This window comes from Actinocorallia sp. A-T 12471 (genome assembly GCF_033875155.1).
In the GTDB taxonomy this organism is placed as follows: Bacteria; Actinomycetota; Actinomycetes; order Streptosporangiales; family Streptosporangiaceae; genus Actinocorallia.
Genome location: NZ_JAWZTE010000004.1, coordinates 223,915 through 239,670 on the forward strand (window position 1 = coordinate 223,915; position 15,756 = coordinate 239,670).

Annotated in this window: 18 protein-coding genes; 9 read left to right on the forward strand and 9 right to left on the reverse strand. The window is 72.2% G+C overall.

Annotated features, from left to right (window positions below):
- Positions 1-87: 87 nt before the first annotated feature.
- Both R9X44_RS13355 and R9X44_RS13360 read right to left on the reverse strand, forming a co-directional pair.
- Positions 88-1,275, reverse strand: coding sequence for a thiolase family protein (locus R9X44_RS13355; RefSeq protein WP_319814426.1), 1,188 nt, complete (start codon positions 1,273-1,275; stop codon positions 88-90).
- 93 nt (positions 1,276-1,368) lie between these two features.
- Complete coding sequence (locus R9X44_RS13360; RefSeq protein WP_319814427.1) at positions 1,369-2,538, reverse strand: acyl-CoA dehydrogenase family protein; 1,170 nt, start codon at positions 2,536-2,538, stop codon at positions 1,369-1,371.
- Positions 2,539-2,705: 167 nt separating this feature from the next.
- On the opposite strand from R9X44_RS13360, the gene R9X44_RS13365 reads away from it, so the two are divergent.
- From R9X44_RS13365 to R9X44_RS13385, 5 genes are all read left to right on the forward strand, one after another.
- A complete protein-coding gene (locus R9X44_RS13365; protein WP_319814428.1) occupies positions 2,706-3,410 on the forward strand; it encodes a TetR family transcriptional regulator in 705 nt (234 codons plus the stop codon).
- A 62-nt stretch (positions 3,411-3,472) separates the two neighbouring features.
- A complete protein-coding gene (locus R9X44_RS13370; RefSeq protein ID WP_319814429.1) occupies positions 3,473-4,093 on the forward strand; it encodes a TetR/AcrR family transcriptional regulator in 621 nt (206 codons plus the stop codon).
- Between the two features lie 320 nt (positions 4,094-4,413).
- The gene (locus tag R9X44_RS13375; protein ID WP_319814430.1) at positions 4,414-4,839 is read left to right on the forward strand and encodes a PH domain-containing protein; all 426 of its coding nucleotides are present in this window, start codon (positions 4,414-4,416) and stop codon (positions 4,837-4,839) included.
- The gene (locus R9X44_RS13380; protein ID WP_319814431.1) at positions 4,836-6,518 is read left to right on the forward strand and encodes a PH domain-containing protein; all 1,683 of its coding nucleotides are present in this window, start codon (positions 4,836-4,838) and stop codon (positions 6,516-6,518) included. Before R9X44_RS13375 ends, R9X44_RS13380 begins: the two co-directional genes overlap by 4 nt.
- Entirely contained in the window at positions 6,469-7,350 is an 882-nt protein-coding gene (locus tag R9X44_RS13385; protein WP_319814432.1) for an LLM class flavin-dependent oxidoreductase, read from the forward strand. The genes R9X44_RS13380 and R9X44_RS13385 overlap by 50 nt, the downstream gene beginning before the upstream one ends.
- Here R9X44_RS13385 and chrA read toward each other — a convergent pair whose 3' ends face one another.
- From chrA to R9X44_RS13405, 4 genes are all read right to left on the reverse strand, one after another.
- Positions 7,351-8,703, reverse strand: a complete 1,353-nt coding sequence (gene chrA / locus R9X44_RS13390) for a chromate efflux transporter (RefSeq protein WP_319814433.1) — start codon at positions 8,701-8,703, stop codon at positions 7,351-7,353.
- Positions 8,704-8,717: 14 nt separating this feature from the next.
- Positions 8,718-9,605 (reverse strand): carbohydrate kinase, encoded by an 888-nt coding sequence (locus R9X44_RS13395; RefSeq protein ID WP_319814434.1) that lies wholly within the window; start codon positions 9,603-9,605, stop codon positions 8,718-8,720.
- Between the two features lie 81 nt (positions 9,606-9,686).
- Positions 9,687-10,661, reverse strand: coding sequence for an LLM class flavin-dependent oxidoreductase (locus R9X44_RS13400; protein WP_319814435.1), 975 nt, complete (start codon positions 10,659-10,661; stop codon positions 9,687-9,689).
- Between the two features lie 92 nt (positions 10,662-10,753).
- The gene (locus tag R9X44_RS13405; RefSeq protein WP_319814436.1) at positions 10,754-11,407 is read right to left on the reverse strand and encodes an HAD family hydrolase; all 654 of its coding nucleotides are present in this window, start codon (positions 11,405-11,407) and stop codon (positions 10,754-10,756) included.
- Positions 11,408-11,525: 118 nt separating this feature from the next.
- On the opposite strand from R9X44_RS13405, the gene R9X44_RS13410 reads away from it, so the two are divergent.
- Positions 11,526-12,002: a hypothetical protein gene (locus tag R9X44_RS13410; protein ID WP_319814437.1), complete on the forward strand. Its 477-nt coding sequence runs from the start codon at positions 11,526-11,528 to the stop codon at positions 12,000-12,002.
- Positions 12,003-12,044: 42 nt separating this feature from the next.
- Here the strand turns inward: R9X44_RS13410 and R9X44_RS13415 are convergent, their stop codons facing one another.
- Entirely contained in the window at positions 12,045-12,410 is a 366-nt protein-coding gene (locus R9X44_RS13415; RefSeq protein WP_319814438.1) for an EamA family transporter, read from the reverse strand.
- Positions 12,411-12,425: 15 nt separating this feature from the next.
- Here R9X44_RS13415 and R9X44_RS13420 point away from each other — a divergent pair, with 15 nt between their 5' ends.
- Positions 12,426-12,833 carry an Lrp/AsnC family transcriptional regulator gene (locus tag R9X44_RS13420; protein WP_319814439.1) on the forward strand — a complete coding sequence of 136 codons (408 nt, stop codon included), beginning with the start codon at positions 12,426-12,428 and terminating at the stop codon, positions 12,831-12,833.
- Positions 12,834-12,947: 114 nt separating this feature from the next.
- Complete coding sequence (locus tag R9X44_RS13425; RefSeq protein ID WP_319814440.1) at positions 12,948-13,769, forward strand: NAD(P)H-binding protein; 822 nt, start codon at positions 12,948-12,950, stop codon at positions 13,767-13,769.
- Here the strand turns inward: R9X44_RS13425 and R9X44_RS13430 are convergent.
- Positions 13,754-14,557: a thioesterase family protein gene (locus tag R9X44_RS13430; protein WP_319814441.1), complete on the reverse strand. Its 804-nt coding sequence runs from the start codon at positions 14,555-14,557 to the stop codon at positions 13,754-13,756. The genes R9X44_RS13425 and R9X44_RS13430 overlap by 16 nt on opposite strands.
- A gap of 82 nt (positions 14,558-14,639) precedes the next feature.
- Here R9X44_RS13430 and R9X44_RS13435 point away from each other — a divergent pair, with 82 nt between their 5' ends.
- On the forward strand, positions 14,640-15,221 hold the full coding sequence (locus tag R9X44_RS13435) for a TetR/AcrR family transcriptional regulator (protein WP_319814442.1): 582 nt from the start codon (positions 14,640-14,642) through the stop codon (positions 15,219-15,221).
- Here R9X44_RS13435 and R9X44_RS13440 read toward each other — a convergent pair.
- The gene (locus tag R9X44_RS13440; protein ID WP_319814443.1) at positions 15,205-15,714 is read right to left on the reverse strand and encodes a DUF3592 domain-containing protein; all 510 of its coding nucleotides are present in this window, start codon (positions 15,712-15,714) and stop codon (positions 15,205-15,207) included. The genes R9X44_RS13435 and R9X44_RS13440 overlap by 17 nt on opposite strands.
- Positions 15,715-15,756 lie beyond the last annotated feature (42 nt).

Here is a 15,756-nt window from a genome sequence, read left to right on the forward strand (position 1 = left end):
GACTGCTTGTTGGGGCGTTGGGTGCTGATGTTGTGGGGTGGGTGGGTTGAGGCCCGGAGGGGGATTGCTCCGGGCCTCTGGAGGGGGTTAGGAGGTGCGGCGGAGTAGGGCTGCCAGGGCCTGGCCGCCGCCGATGCACATGGTGACGATGCCGAGTTCGAGGTCTCTGCGGGCCAGGTCCTTGGCTACGCGGAGGGTGAGGATGCCGCCGGTGGCGCCGACGGGGTGGCCGAGGGCGATGGCGCCGCCGTAGGGGTTGGTCTTCTCGGGGTCGAGGCCGGCGTCGCGGATCACCGCGACGGCCTGGGAGGCGAACGCCTCGTTCAGCTCGATCACGTCGACGTCGGCCGGGGTGAGGCCGGTCTGGCGGAACAGCTTGGCCAGGGCGGGCACGGGCGCGTAGCCCATCAGCTCGGGCTCGATCGCGGCGGTGGCCACCGACTCGATCACCGCGAGGCCGGTAAGGCCGCGCTCGGCGGCGGCGCTCTCGCGCGCGAGCACGACGACGCCCGCGCCGTCGTTGATGCCTGAGGCGTTGCCGGCGGTGACCGTCCCGTCCTTGACGAACGCCGGGCGCAGCTTCGCCAGGGTCTCCACGGTCGTGCCGGGCCTGGGGTGCTCGTCGGTCTCGACGGTCACCGGCTTGCGGCCGCCCGTGGAGACCGCGGTGATCTCCTCGGCGAACGCCGCGCGCGCCGCGTCGGTGGCGGCGCGGCGCTGCGACTCGGCGGCGAACTCGTCCTGCTCGGCCCGCCCGACCCCGTACTTCGTGGCGACGTTCTCGGCGGTGACGCCCATGTGGATGCCGTGGAACGGGTCGGTGAGCATGCCGACGGTGCCGTCCACGAGGGTGCGGTCGCCGAGCTTGTAGCCCGAGCGCGCGCCGAAGTCGTAGAACGGCATCCGCGACATGTTCTCGTCGCCGCCCGCGAGCGCGAAGTCCACGCCCCCGTCCCAGCGCATCTGCATCGCCGCCGACCACACGGCCTGCAGGCCGGAGCCGCACAGGCGGTTCACCGTGTACGCCGGGGTCGAGACCGGCAGCCCGGCCGCGAGCGCGACCCGGCGCGCGTTGTAGGCGTCGGGGCCGACCTGGCCGATACAGCCCATGACGACCTCGCCGATGTCCTCGGCGGCCACGCCCGCCCGGGCGAGGGCGGCCTTGGCGGCGGCCGCGCCGAGCTCGTGGGCGGGCACGTCCTTGAACGCGCCGCCGAAGCCGCCGACGGGCGTGCGCGCGCCGTCGAGGATGACGATCCGCTCGGGGGTGCTCATGCGGACTCCTTGTCCTTGCAGGGGGTGGGGAGGGACTACAGGGTGGAGAAGGACAACAGGGTGGAGAAGGCGGTGCGGGGAGACGCGAGGCGGTTACTTGAGGAGCTGACGCGCCATCACCATGCGCTGGATCTGGTTGGTGCCCTCGTAGATCTGGGTGATCTTGGCGTCGCGCATCATCCGCTCGGCCGGGAAGTCGGAGGTGTAACCGTAGCCGCCGAGGAGCTGCACCGCATCGGTGGTGATCTCCATGGCGGCGTCGGAGGCCGCGCACTTTGCCGCGCTGGAGAAGAAGGTGAGGTCCTTGATCTTCGCGCCGTGCATCGCCGCCTCGGACTTCGCGGCGGCGGCGTAGGTGAGCTGGCGGGCGGCCTCGAGCTTCATCGCCATGTCGGCGAGCATGAACTGGACGCCCTGGAACTCGGCGATGGCCTTGCCGAACTGCTTGCGCTCCTTGACGTACCCGACCGCGTAGTCGAGCGCGCCCTGGGCGATGCCGAGCGCCTGCGCGGCGATGGTGATGCGGGTGTGGTCGAGCGTGGCGAGGGCGGTCTTGAAGCCGGTGCCGGGCTCGCCGATCATCCGCCACGCGGGGATCCGGACGTCCTCCATGATCACCTGACGGGTCGGGGAGCCCTTGATGCCGAGCTTCTTCTCCTTCGGGCCGAACGAGACGCCAGCGTCGGCCTTCTCCACGACGAAGGCGGAGATGCCGCGCGCCCCGATGCCGGGCTCGGTGACGGCCATGACCGTGTAGAAGTCGGAGACACCGGCGTTGCTGATCCACATCTTGACGCCGTTGAGGACGTAGTCGTCGCCGTCGCGCACGGCGCGGGTCTTCATGCCCGCCGCGTCGGAGCCGGCCTCGGGCTCGGACAGGGCGTAGGCGAACATCGACTCGCCGCTGGCGACCTTCGGCAGGTACTCGGCCTTGATCTTCTCCGACGCCGACAGCAGCAGCGGCACGGTGCCGAGCTTGTTCACGGCGGGGATGAGGGAGGAGGAGGCGCACGCGCGGGCGACCTCCTCGATCACGAGCACCGCGCCGAGGGCGTCGGCGCCCGCGCCCCCATACTCCTCGGGGACGTGGACGGCGTGGAAGCCGGCCTCTACGAGGTCCTTGTAGACGTCCCAGGGGAACTCGCCGCTCTCGTCCGTGGCCGCGGCGCGGGGCGCGATCTTCTCGTCGGCGAGGGCCCGGACCACCTCGCGCAGCATCTCGTGCTCTTCGGACATGTTGTACAGCCCGCCGACGTCGCTCATCGCTTTTCTCCTCCGTGGGGTGTCACTATGTGACATAGACTAAGGCACTCAGTGCCATGCTACTAGTCCGGGACACGGCCGGATCCGGGCGTCCGGCGAGACGCAGATACCCGGAAAGGGCCGGTGTTACGGTGGATCGCCCGGTTCGGGGGCGGGAGGAAAAGACCATGTCCGGAAGGCGCGACGCGCGGCGTGAACTCATGTCCGCGGCGATCAGCCTGTCCCTCGCGCACGGCTTCGAGGCCACGACGGTTGACGAGATCGCCGCCGCCGCGGGCGTCGCCAGGCGCACCTTCTTCCGGCATTTCCGGGCGAAGGAGGACGCGGTCCTGCCCGACCACGACGCGTGCCTGGCACGGGTCCGCGCGTTCCTCGACGCGGCCTCGCCCCTTGACGCGCCGCTTCAGCTGATCGGACGTGCCGCCGAACTCGTCCTCGACATGTACGCCGAGGACCCGGAGACCGCTGTACGGCGGTATGAGGTGATCCGTCAGGTTCCCGCGCTGCGCGAGTGGGAGATCGCCGCGACGAGCCGCTACCAGCGCGCGTTCGTCACGTACCTGAACGCGAGCCGCCCGGCCGCCGACCGCGACAGGTTCCGCCTGCACCACGAGGTCGCCGCCTCGGCCGTCGCCGCGACGCACAACCACGTGCTGCGGACCTGGCTCCGCGCGGGCGCCCCCGACGACGTCCGCCCGCGTTTCGCCGCCGCCATCGCCGAGGTCCTCACCGCACTCACGCCCTGGCTCGAGTCCGGCTCTCCCGCCGCGCCCGCCACCCCGCCCGACGACATCATGATCATCCTCGCCCCCCGCACGACCCCGCTGTGGAAGCTCGCCGAACACATCAACGCGGCCCCGCCCCAGCCCTGACCCGCGCAGCGTGCGTCAGGTCGGGGGGTTCAAAATCAGGCCGGGCGGCCTAGAATCGGGGTGTGCGGACTGAGAGCGGGGTTGCGGGGCGGCGGTCGTTCATTGAGGAGGCGCGGCGGCGGCAGATCGTCGAGGCGGCGACCCGGGTCGTGGCGGAGGTCGGGTACGGGCGGGCGTCGCTGGCGCGGATCGCGGAGCGGGCCGGGACCAGCAAGAGCGTGATCTCCTACCACTTCGACGGCAAGGACGAGCTGCTCGAGCAGGTCGCGCGGCAGTACCTCGACGGGGCCGGCGCGGCGATGGAGGAGCGGCTCGCCGACGCGGGCACGCCGATCGAGCGGATCAGGGCGTGGGTGGGGGCGCAGATGCAGTACCTCACCGCTGACCGCACGGGCTTCCTCGCGATGGTGGAGATCGTGACGAACCACCGCAGACCGGACGGAACCCGTCCGTTCGACGGCATGGACGAGGAAGAGACCGAGATCCTCGGCCGGCTGCTGAGCGAGGGGCGTGCGCTGGGCGAGGTACGCGACCTCGACGCCGACGCCACCGCCGTGATCATCCAGCAGTCCATGGAAGGGCTGCTCAGCCGCTGGGCCTATAACGACGCCTTCGACGTCACCGCGCACATCCCCGCCCTCGTCGACTTCATCGACCACGCCATCCGAAGGGACCCAGGATGACCACCCCCGACCCTCCCCCGCACGGCCCCGCTCCCCCTCCCTCCCCCGAGCCCTCCGCTCCCCCTGCTACCCCCGCCCCTCCTCCACCTCCCTCCTCCGAACCCTCCGCTCCCCCGGCATCCCCCGCCCCTCCTGCTCCCCCTGCGTCCAGTGCTCCGCCTGCTCCGCGGGCCTCCGGTCTGCCGTCGCCGGGTGGCGGGGCAGGCGTGGGAGGCCGTCTGACGCCGGATTCGGCCCGGGTTTCCGGGGCGGTCGGGGGAGGGGTCAGGTTGCGGGGGCCTCGGTTGGGGGTTGAGCGGAAGGCGATGGTGTTGTGGGGGGTGCGGGGGTTCCTCGGGTGGGGGATCGGGCTTGTTGTGCTCGGGGTCGTGTGGGGGGTGTGGGAGGCGGCGCGGCCCTGGGTCGTGGGGCCGGGGGTCGTTCTGGGGGTGGGGCTTGTGGTTTCGGTGGTGGTGCAGCCGTTGTGGCGGTATCGGGTGCATCGGTGGGAGATCACCGAGCAGGCGACGTACGCGGTGACGGGGTGGGTGGTGCGGGAGTGGCGGGTCGCGCCGACGTCGCGGGTGCAGACCGTCGACGCGGTGCGCGGGCCGCTCGAGCAGCTGCTCGGGCTCGCGACGCTGCGGGTGACGACTGCCTCGTCGGCGGGCGCGATCTCGATCAGCGGGCTCGACAAGGACGTCGCTCAGGAGGCCGCCGCGCGCCTCGCCGCCGTCGCGGAGATCACGCCGGGGGACGCGACATGAGCGTGGACGGGCCTTGGCTGCGGCTGAGCGCGCGGGTGATCTGGGTCGACCTGCTCCAGACGCTGCTCGCGCTCGCGCCGGGCGTCGTCGCGGTGCTGTTCACCGGCGCGAAGGTGACGTCGTTCAGCCCGTGGACGTTCATCGCGGTCGTCGGGGTCGGCGGCGCGGTCGCGGACATGCTGCGCTGGACGTTCACCCGCTACCGGGTCACCGACGACGAGGTGCAGCGGCGCAGCGGCGTGTTCGTGCGGACCTACCGGTCGGTGCGGCGCGATCGGATCCGCAGCGTCGACTCGCACGCGAAGCTGCGCCACCGGATCGCGGGCCTCCGCGTGGTGACGGTCGGCGCGGGCCAGCAGACCAGCGCGGGCCAGGCCGCGTTCGTCCTCGACGCCCTGACCAAGGCCGACGCCGTCGCCCTGCGCGCCGCCCTCCTGCACGAACACACCGAACCGGCCGCGACTCCGCAAGGAACCGACCTGTCTCAGGCGGATGCGGAGAGCGACGCTCCGGCTGAAACCCAGCCAGGATCTGCCGCGCACATCGCGAGAACTGAACCCCCCGAAACCGGCGCGGAAAGGGCGGACGTCCTGGTTCTCGCCCGGTTCCGCCCCTGGTGGGTGGTCTACAACATCTTCAGCGTCTGGGCGTACGTGATGGCCGGCGGCCTGCTGTGGGGCGCCTACTGGTTCACTGCCGACTTCGGGCTCGACCTCGTCGGCACGGCCGCCGACCTCTTCGGCTGGGGTGAGCGCGGGACCGCCGCGCGGACGCTGATCGGCCTCGCCGCGGTGAGCGTGGTCGGCGCGGTGGGCATGGCCGTCGCGTTCTTCACCGGGAACTGGGGGTTCGAGCTCGCGCGGGTGCGCGGCGCTGCGGGCATGACGCTGCGGACGCGTCGCGGGCTGTTCACCACCCGGGAGGTCGGGCGGGACGAGGCGCGCACGCGCGGCATCACGATCAGCGAGCCGCTGCTGTGGCGCTGGACGGGCATGGCCGACACCAACGTGATCACCACGGGCCTGGGCCTGTGGTCGATGGAGGAGCCCACGAGAATCCTGCCGCGCGGCCCGGTCTCGGCGGCCCGCGCGGTGTCCACGACGGTCGTCGGCCTTGACCCGCTCGGGGTCGACCTTCCGCGGCACCCGCGCGCGGCGCTGCGCCGCCGTCTGTGGTGGGCCACGTGGCCGGTCGCGGGGGCGCTCGTCGTGCTGGCCTGGCCACTTCACACGGGCGTGGTCCCCGTCGCCGTCCTGTGGGGCGTGCTCGCGCTGCTGCCCGTCTCGCTGCTGCTGGGGCTGGCCGCGTACCGCGCGCTAGGGCACAGCATCGAGGGCGACTACCTCGTGGCGCGGTCGGGGCTGCTCAGCCGTTCGACGTCCGCGCTGCGCCGCGACGCCGTCAGCACGATCGTGCTCCGCGAGTCGGTGCTGCAACGGCGGCTCGGCCTCACCACGGTCTCGGCGATGACCGCGGCGGGCTACGGCACGTATCCCGTGCCCGACCTCGACGCGCGGGAAGCCGTCGCCTTCGCTTCGGCGGCCGCGCCCGGCCTGCTCGACCCGTTCCTCGAGCCGGACGACGCGCGAAGCCTGGAGGGGACAGAACACCCGGAGTTAGCATCAAGGCGTGAAAATCCGGATCGGCTACGCGCCGGGGGCTCGCGAGCCCGAGCGTGACGACTTCACCGGCCTGTGCCGGAGCCTCGAGGAGCTTGGGTTCGACTCCCTGTGGGTGACCGAGCGCGCGACCGGCCCCGGCGGCGATCCCGTCGCGCTGCTTGCGCACGCGGGCGCGGTCACCGAACGGATCAAGCTCGGCACCGCCGTGATGACGCTGCCGGGACGGCAGCCCGCGCTGCTCGCCCAGCAGCTCGCGACGCTCGACCACCTGTCCGGCGGACGGCTCCTCCCCGCGTTCGGCCTCGGCCAGCGGCTCGACGCCGAGCACCAGGCGTTCGGGGTGGCGCGCGGCGAGCGGGTGGCGCTGTTCGAGGAGCTGCTTCCGCTGCTGCGCAGGTTCTGGTCGGGCGAACGCGTCACCCACGACGGGCCACGCTTCAGCTTCGACGGGGTCGCCGTCCGGCCGACGCCCGTGCGCGGCGCGTTCGACGTGTGGATGGGCGGCACCGCCGACGCCGAACTGCGCCGCGCGGGACGCCTTGCCGACGGCTGGCTCGCCGCCTTCGTGACCCCCGCCGAGGCCGAACGCGGGCGTCTGCTCATCGAACGGACCGCCGCCGAGCACGGCCGCTCGATCGACCCCGAGCACTTCGGCGTCACCGTCGCCTACCGGCACGGCGACGCGCCCGCCGCCCTGCGCGTCCCGCGTCCCGGCCTGTCCGACGCCGACCTCGCCGCCCTCGTCCCGTCACTCGACGCGCTCGACGGCACCCTCACCCGCTACATCGAGGCCGGTTTCTCCAAGTTCGTCCTCGCCCCGCTGCACTCCCCCGCCGACTGGCGCACCGAGCTCACCGCGCTCCGCGACGTCCTCGCCCTGCAGACCTGATCAGCCGAGTCCGACGGCCGTCGCGGCGAGCCCGAGCCCCGCGCTGACGAGCAGCACGCGCGGTATGCCCCAGTTGAGCCGGAAGACCATGACGGCCGCGAGCGCCGCGAGCCCGAGCGGCAGGTACCGCACGCTCGAAAGGTCCGGCAACGTGGCCTGGACGGGTCCCCAGGACAGCGGGAACGTCTCGGCGAACAGCGTGTGCAGCGCGAAGTAGAAGCCGAGGTTGGCGATCACCCCGACGACAGCCGCGGTGATGCCGCCGAGCGCCGCGGCGATCGTCGCGTTGCCGCGCAGGCGCTCGACGTAAGGAGCGCCGAGGAAGATGAACAGGAAGCAGGGCACGAACGTGACCCAGCTGGTGAGGAGCGCGCCGAGCAGGGCCGCCGCCCAGGGGTCGAGGCCGCCCGGGTCGCGGTAGGCCCCGAGGAACGCGACGAACTGGACGACCATGATGAGCGGCCCCGGGGTCGTCTCGGCGAGCGCGAGGCCACGGACCATCTCCTGCGGCCCGAGCCAGCCGTACGTCTGCACGGCCGCCTGCGCGACGTAAGACAACGCGGCGTAGGCGCCGCCGAAGGTGACCAGCGCCATCCCGGAGAAGTACACGCCCTGGGTGGTGAGCACGCCGCCGACCCCGGTGAACACCGCGACGGCGACGACGGGGGCGGCCCACACCAGCAGCCCGATCCCGAGGACACGGCCCGACCTGCCGAGCGACGGCGGCTCGTGGTGGAGGATCGCGTCCGAGACGAGCGGTTCGGGCCCGTCGGCCGGTTCCTCGCGCATGAGCGCGGGCCGAGCCCTGCCCAGCAGCCACCCGGTGACGGCGGCGCCGACGATGACGAGCGGGAACGGCACGGCGAACACCGCGAGCGCGAGGAACGCGCCGACGGCGAGCGCGACGAGCGCGGGCCCGGTCAGCGACCGCCGCCCCACCCGGACGACGGCCTGCGCCACGATCGCCAGCACGGCGGGCGCGAGCCCCGCGAACAGCCCGGCGACGAAGGCCGTCTCACCCCACCCGACATAAAGGACGGAAAGCGCGAGCAGCGACACCACACCCGGCAGGACAAAAAGGACGCCCGCGACGAGCCCGCCGCGCGTCCCGTTCAGAAGCCAACCGGTGTACACGGCGAGCTGCTGCGCCTCGGGCCCGGGCAGCACCATGCAGTACGACAGCGCATGGTTGAACCGCTGCTGCCCGATCCACCGCTTGTCCTCCACAAGCGCGCGCTGCATGACGGCGATCTGTCCGGCGGGCCCGCCGAACGTCTGCAACGAGATCGCGAACCAGGTCCGGACCGCCTCGCCGAACGGCACGATGTCGCGGTCCTTGTGGGCCGAGGTCATGGGGCTCCTGTCCGTCAGCGCGACGGGTGGGGCGGGTCCGCGCCGGGGCGGGCACAGGTGGCGGCGGCGCTCGCGGCCGCGTCGGCCAGGGCGGGGGCGAGCTGGAAGGGGGTGAGGGAGCCGAGGGCCTCGCGGGTGAGGAGGTCGCGGGCGTGCAGGCCGGTGAGCAGGCCCGAGGTGAACGCGTCACCCGCGCCGACGGTGTCCACGACCTCGACGGGAACGGCGGCCTGCGGGACTGTTCCGTCGGCGAGGTAGCCGGTCGCGCCCTTCGCGCCGCGCGTCACCACGACGAGGGACGGGCCGAGGGTGAGCCATCCGGCGGCGACCTGGTCGACCGGCAGTTCCGGGTGCAGCCAGGCGATGTCGTCGGCGCTGGCCTTGACGACGTCGGCCAGCGCCGCGCACTCGTCGACGCGCTGGCGGGCCGCGGCGGGGTCGCCCATGAGCGACGGGCGGATGTTCGGGTCGTAGGAGATGACGGCCCTGCCGTGCCACTCGCGCAGCAGGTCGAGGACACGGTCCGCGCCGGGCGCGAGGCACGCGGCGAGGGACCCGGTGTGCAGACACGTGGTCGTCTCGGGCAGCGGCTCGTCGGGGATGCGCCAGTCGAGGCGGAAGGTGTACTCGGCGGTGCCCGACGGGTCGAGCCGGGCGGTCGCCGTGCTCGTCGGGAGGTCGTCGCGCGGGTCGCCGACGAGGTCGACGCCGCTGTCGCGCAGGTGCGCGGCGAGGACGTCGCCGTCGGGGTCCGCGCCGAACCTGGTCAGCAGCGCGACGGGCACGCCCTGCCTGCCGAGGCCGACCGCCACGTTCAGGGGGCTGCCGCCCGGCCGGACGACGGGCGGCGCGCCGTCCGTCGCGAGCACGTCGATGAGCGCCTCGCCCACCACACTGATCACTGTCCGGTCTCCCCGTGTTCGGCGCCGATGCCGTCGCGAGCATAAGGCCAGAAGGTGAACTGCGGGGGTACGGACGGGCCATCAGGCCAGGGCGGGCAGCACCTTGTCGGCGACGGTGCGCAGGTAGGGCCAGGCGGTCTCCGGCGGGAGGCCGCCGAGCAGCGGGTGCAGCGCGAGCAGCGTGCCGCCCCTGACGAGCTCGACCGCCTCGTCCACGGTGAGGATGCGGTGGCTGCGGTTCTCCGCGCGCAGCTCCTCGGCGGTCCGGGCGAACGAGATGCTCGCGGTGGTGACGGCTCCCTCGTTCCATGCGGCGTAGGTGCGCACGTCGTGCATGAGGTAGGGGCCGAGTTCGTCCCACGCGCGGTCGACGTCCTCGGCGACGAAGACAGTCGTCGGCGTCTCGGTCGGCATGAGGAGGCACATGCCGGGTTTGTGCCCGGCCGAGCGGGCCGCCTCGCGGTAGGCGTCGCCGAGTTCCGGTTCGCCGCTCTGCGCGAAGAACCCGATGCCGTGCCTTCCCGCGCGGCGGGCGGCGGCGAGGCTGCTGCCGCCCCACGCGACCATCGGCCCGCCCGGCGTGACGGGCGCGGGGGTGACGTGCACGCGGCGTCCCTCGTAGGTGAACGGCTCGCCCGTCTTGGCCTTGAGGAGCACGCCAAGCTTCTCCTCGGCGATCTTGCCGCGCCTGCGGAAGTCGACGCCGTACATGGCGTACTCCTCCTCGCGGTAGCCGATCGCGGCGACGTACATGACGCGGCCGCGGCTGATGACGTCGAGGACGGCCATCTCCTCGGCGAGCCGGATCGGGTCGCACAGCGGCAGGATCACGACCGCGACGGTGATGGGCAGCGTCTTCGTCCGGGCGGCCAGGGCGCTGGCCATGACGACAGGGGAAGGCAGGAACCCGTCTTCGGCGGCGTGATGCTCGGACACCATGACGCTCATACAGCCGTGCCGTTCCGCCCATTCGGCCATGTCCAGCGCCGCCGCGTACAGCTCGGGGGCCGGTGCTCCCGTCTTGGGCGCCCGCATGTCGAACCGCATCATGAACATCGCCGCTCCCGCCTGCCGCCGCGTCCGTCGCCGGGACGCCCACCTCCGGTGGAGGGAATAATGTATACGATTCCGGTGCGGGGCGGGCGGGCTCAGTCGAGCGTCGGGAGGGAGTCCCTGAGGTCGGCGAGGGTCGGTGAGATGTGCACCGCGCCCGCCTGGAGCAGCGCCTCACCGGGGATTCCGCCGGTCAGGACGCCGACGGGCTTCACCCCCGCCGCCTCGGCCGCCTGCATGTCCCACACACTGTCGCCGACGAAGAACGCCTCCGACGCGCCGGCCCCGGCAAGGTCGAGCGCACGACGCACGAGATCGGGCGCGGGCTTGCCGTGCTCGACGTCCTCGGTCGACGTGATGGCGTCCACGGCCTCAAGCGCACCGACGGCGTCGAGCGCCCCGCGCAGGATCGCCAGCTCACGCGGATCGGCCGACGTCGCCAGCACGACGGTCATGCCGCGTTCCTTGCACGCCCGCAACAACTCCCCCGCACCCTCAAGCGCGCTAATCCGCGAACGATAAGCAGCGAACAAAGTCCCATGCGCGCCAAGCACGGTCCCGTCATCATCCCGATCACGCCCGGGCAGAAGCCGATCAAGCAACGCCCCCGACGGAAGCCCGATCGCATGATGCACGTCAGCGGCCGAAACCCGATGCCCACCCTGCGCAAACGCCTCCCACCAAGCAAGCACATGATGGTAAGTCGTATCGGTCAACGTGCCGTCCACATCAAACAGGGCAGCTCTCATCCCCCCAGCGTAACCACCCCCTCACCCACCGCCCCGCCACAGGGCCATCCACAACATGCTCAGCAAACGGCACAGATCGCGATTTCTGCTGTAAGGTCGCCGCGTGATGCTGCGGATCATGGCTGTTGTCCTGGGCGTCGCACTGTGCGTCTCGGGATGTAAGGCTCCCGCGATGGACGACGCGACGGTGCGGCGGCTCGTCGACCAGGGCGTGGATCCCGATTACATCTTCCGGGCCAAGATTCCCGGATTCACCGCGCTGGAGACGTCCGCGGAGCCGATGGAGGGCGGCGGTTTCCGCATGACGTACGTTTCGGACGCTGACCCCGCCGTCCGCGCGGAGTTCCAGGCCCACCGGACCGCGCTCACCGGATGCCCCAGGACACCGATCCCGCGCTCCGACGGCACGCCCACCGAATGCGCCGACGTGGCCAAGGGCTGGTACCGGTCGGACGGCCGCCATCACGAATACCTCCACGCGTTGCAGCGGGGCAGCGTCAGGCTGAGCGCCCCGACCAACGCCATCAGCGCGGACGACCTCTTGCAGACCCTCACCAGATCCGACTCCCTCTGGGGACCCGCGTCGCGCCCATGACCGTGGCCGCTTCGCGCACGTGGGTGTCGGGGTGCGGAGGGGTCAGCGGGTCGGTGTTGGGGTGGGGGTGGGTTGTCTTGCGGACGGCTGGTGGGGGTGCTCGGGGATGGCGGTGGGGTGGAGAGGTGGCTTGGCGGGGGTGGGGATCGGGTTTGGGGGCTGGGGGAGTGCGGTGAGGATGAGGCCGAGGGCTACGGCGAGGACGCCAGTGATCTGGAGGGGGCCGAAAGGGTCGCCGAAGGCGGCGACGCCGATGCCGAAGCCGATGACGGGCTCGATGTTGAGGAACGCGCCCGCGAGGTCCGGGGCCACCCATGCCTGGGCGTAGGCGAACAGCCAGTAGGGCAGGAGCGTTCCCGCGAAGATCAGCGCGCCCACCGCGAGCAGCGGGGCGGTTCCGGTCGGCACGGTGGGCACGCCCTCGTGGAGCTCGCCAGGATCGTCGGGCTCTCCCCCACCGCGACGCTGCACCGGATCCGCAAGCTCAAGGAGTCGGGCGTCATCCGGCGCATCCGCGCCGACCTCGACCCGGCGCTGGCGGGCTTCCCCCTCAAGGTCTACGTGATGATCACCCTGGCCAGGCACACCCCGAAGGCCGAGCGGGCGTTCACCGACGCGCTCAAGGCGATTCCCGAGATCGTCGCCGCCGACGTCATCGCGGGCGAGACCGACATGGTGGTCGTCGTCGCGGCGCGCGACGTCGCCGACCTGCAGCGCGTCCTCAGCCGGCTGTCCCTGCACGGCGCGCAGCGCATCACCACGCTCCTGCACCTCGAGGAGATCAAGCCGCCGTCCCCGCTGCCCCTGCTCAGCGGCCCCGCCGACCGCTGACGCCAGGCACGGCCGGGCGGAAAACGCGTTGACACGCGCGCGCCGCCGGAGGGAAGGTGATGATCTTTCGTGCGCGCCGCGTCGGGCGGCGGAGCCGGAGTTCGAGGGGGAAGCGTGATCGTTGTTTCGGCGGCCGGGGGTGCGCTTGGGCGGCTTGTGCTGGACGGGCTCGCCGCGGCGGCTCCCGGCGCGGAGGTCGTCGCGGCGGTACGCGACCCGGCGAAGGCCGCCGACCTCGGCGTGACGGTCCGGCGCGGCGACTACGACGACCCCGCCTCGCTGCGCACGGCGTTCGCGGGCGCGGACCGGCTGTTGTTGATCTCGTCGCCGGAGCTGGATGGGGCGCGGCGGATCGCGCAGCACCGGGCGGCTGTGGAGGCGGCGCGTGAGGTGGGGGTGGGCTCGATCGTCTATACGAGCTTCCTGGGGGCTGGTACTCAGGCGACGGGGCTTACCGAGGCGCACTACGCGACGGAGAGGCTCATTGAAGACAGCGAGTTGGCTTTCACGTTTCTGCGCAACCCGTTCTACAGCGAGGCGTTTCTGAACCCGTCGCTGCTTGAGGCGGTGAAGACCGGGGAGTTGCCGCACGGTACCGAGGGGCGCGGGCTGAACACCGCGTTCCGGCGCGATCTCGCCGACGCGGCGGTCCGTGTCCTCACCTCCGACGGGCACGCGGGCCGCGCCTACGACCTGACGGGCCCGCTGTGGACGTATCCCGAACTCGCCGCCGCCCTCTCGGCGGCTTCGGAAAGCGAGGTGACCGCCGTCCCGCGCACGTCACCGGCCCCCGGGGCGTTCGCCTTCTTGGAGACGCTCGCCCGCTCCGGCGCGCTGGAGCTCCAGACGCCCGACCTGGCGTCGCTCCTCCCCCGCCCCGCCCGCAGCGCCGCCGAGTACGCCGCCTCGCTCTTCGCGGGTCAGTCCTTGAAGTAGACGATCTGGTGGGTGGTCGCCAGGAGCGTGCCCGTGGGGGTCCAGAGGGTGCCGGACTGGTCGAAGTAGCCGCGGGAGAAGCGCGCGGTGCGCGCGCTGCCCAGCAGGTGGTCGGTGCCGTGCGCGGCTAGTTCGGCGGCGTCGGCGTGGAAGTAGACGGTCAGGGAGACCGTCCCGGCCGCCATGTAACGGCCCCTGCGCAGGAAGACGCGCGGGTAGAAGATGTCGCTCAGCGACGTCAGTGACGCGAAGTCCAGCGGGCGGGCGGGTGCGTCGCGGACCCAGAGCGTGGTGGTCGAGCTCGGGTGCTCGGCCTCCTTCTCGGGCAGCGCGCCTTCGATGAATCGCAGCTCGTAGTTGCGCGCCCAGGCGATGAAGTCGGGGAACCCGGAGACGGCGACCTCGTCCGGCGCGGGGACGACGGGCATGACGGCCTCGCCGTCGCCCCAGGTGTCGCGGCGGATGCCGAAGACGGCGGTCGCGGTGGTGGTGACCGCCTCGCCCTGGGTCAGCTCGATCACCCAGTGCTGGGTCGTGCGGTTGGTGCGGACGGGCCGCGCGCTGATCGTGAAGTCGCCGTCCGCGACGGGGCCCGCGAAGTTGACGGTCAGCGAAAGCGGATCGCCCAGCCGCTCGGGGTGCGACTCGACCGCGCGCAACAGCGTCGCGGCCGTGACGCCGCCGAACGGACCCACCATGTTCGCGTACGCCGGGGCCGTCTTGCCCTGGAAGCCTCCGTCGGCCGTGGGGGTGAGGGCTACCGCCTCGTCGAACGGGTGAAGGGTCACGGTTGGCTCCTCAGGGGGAAGAGGTGTATTCCTATGTATGTAACCATACATAGGAATACGTCCGACCCCGAGGGGGCCTCCGATGCCGCGCCAGAAGGACCCGGAAGGGCCGAGGGCCGCGATGATCCAGAGCGCGATCGGGATGATCCGCCGCCAGGGCGTCGCCGCGACGTCGTTCGCCGACGTCCTCGCCGACAGCGGCGCGCCACGCGGCTCGGTCTACCACCACTTCCCCGGGGGCCGCGCCCAGCTGATCGAGGACGCGACCCGCAGCGCCGCCGCCTACCTCGGCGGAGCCGTCGCCCGTGTCTTCGCCGCCTCGGACACCCCGGCCGCGCTACGCGCCCTGGTCGACGTGTGGCGGCGCGGCCTCGAGGCCGGCGACTACGAGGTCGGCTGCCCGATCGTCGCGGCGGCGCTCGGCACCGAGCGGACGGCCCGCGACGTCGCGGGCGAGACCTTCGCCGCCTGGTGCGCGCTGATCGCCGACAAACTCGTCGCCGACGGCGCGGACAGGGAGCGCGCCGAATCCGTCGCCGTCCTCGTCATCGGCGGCCTCGAAGGCGCCCTGGTCATGGCCCAGGCCCAGCGCTCCTCCGCCCCCCTCGACTCGGTCGCCGACGAGCTTGGCATCCTGTGCCGCGCCGTCACCAATCGTCGCTGACCGAGCAGCCGACCGACCCCTGGTCCGCGTAGGTGCAGTCGCCCGACCCCGCGTCCACCCCGAAGATCGACAGGAAGCCGGACCCGACGAAGATCGCGGCGCAGATCCCCGCGAACGCAAGTCCGGAGAGGATCGGCCCGAACCCGGAGACTGCCGGTGCGTTCACCCGCACGGCCGTGGGCTTCGCCGGGTCGTAGAACACCGTGACGTCGCTGCCGACCCCCGCGTCCGACGGCTCGGCCGCCTCGACGGTGATCTCGCGCCCCTCGTCGGTCGTGAACCGCACGACGGGCCGCTGCTCCGCGCCGAAGGTGCGCCCGCTGCCGGTGAACCGGGTCCGCACGTCGGTGACGACCCCCTCGGCCCGCCGTGCCCTGCGCGCGAACGCACGGCCGCCGACCAACTGCTTGACGCCGCCACCGGCGATCGACAGCCCGATCAGGACGAACAGCAAGATCATGTACCCGAAGAAGTCGGGGAACTCCTCAGCCAAGAACGCCTCTTCTAGATAAGCCAGACACAGACGTGCAAACCT

Coding starts and splice junctions, on each gene's coding strand:
- chrA (WP_319814433.1), bottom strand. CDS start 8,703: ATGACCTCGGCCCACAAGGACCGCGACATCGTGCCGTTCGGCGAGGCG.
- R9X44_RS13405 (WP_319814436.1), bottom strand. CDS start 11,407: ATGAGAGCTGCCCTGTTTGATGTGGACGGCACGTTGACCGATACGACT.
- R9X44_RS13380 (WP_319814431.1), top strand. CDS start 4,836: ATGAGCGTGGACGGGCCTTGGCTGCGGCTGAGCGCGCGGGTGATCTGG.
- R9X44_RS13435 (WP_319814442.1), top strand. CDS start 14,640: ATGCCGCGCCAGAAGGACCCGGAAGGGCCGAGGGCCGCGATGATCCAG.
- R9X44_RS13400 (WP_319814435.1), bottom strand. CDS start 10,661: ATGTTCATGATGCGGTTCGACATGCGGGCGCCCAAGACGGGAGCACCG.
- R9X44_RS13365 (WP_319814428.1), top strand. CDS start 2,706: ATGTCCGGAAGGCGCGACGCGCGGCGTGAACTCATGTCCGCGGCGATC.
- R9X44_RS13410 (WP_319814437.1), top strand. CDS start 11,526: ATGGCTGTTGTCCTGGGCGTCGCACTGTGCGTCTCGGGATGTAAGGCT.
- R9X44_RS13360 (WP_319814427.1), bottom strand. CDS start 2,538: ATGAGCGACGTCGGCGGGCTGTACAACATGTCCGAAGAGCACGAGATG.
- R9X44_RS13355 (WP_319814426.1), bottom strand. CDS start 1,275: ATGAGCACCCCCGAGCGGATCGTCATCCTCGACGGCGCGCGCACGCCC.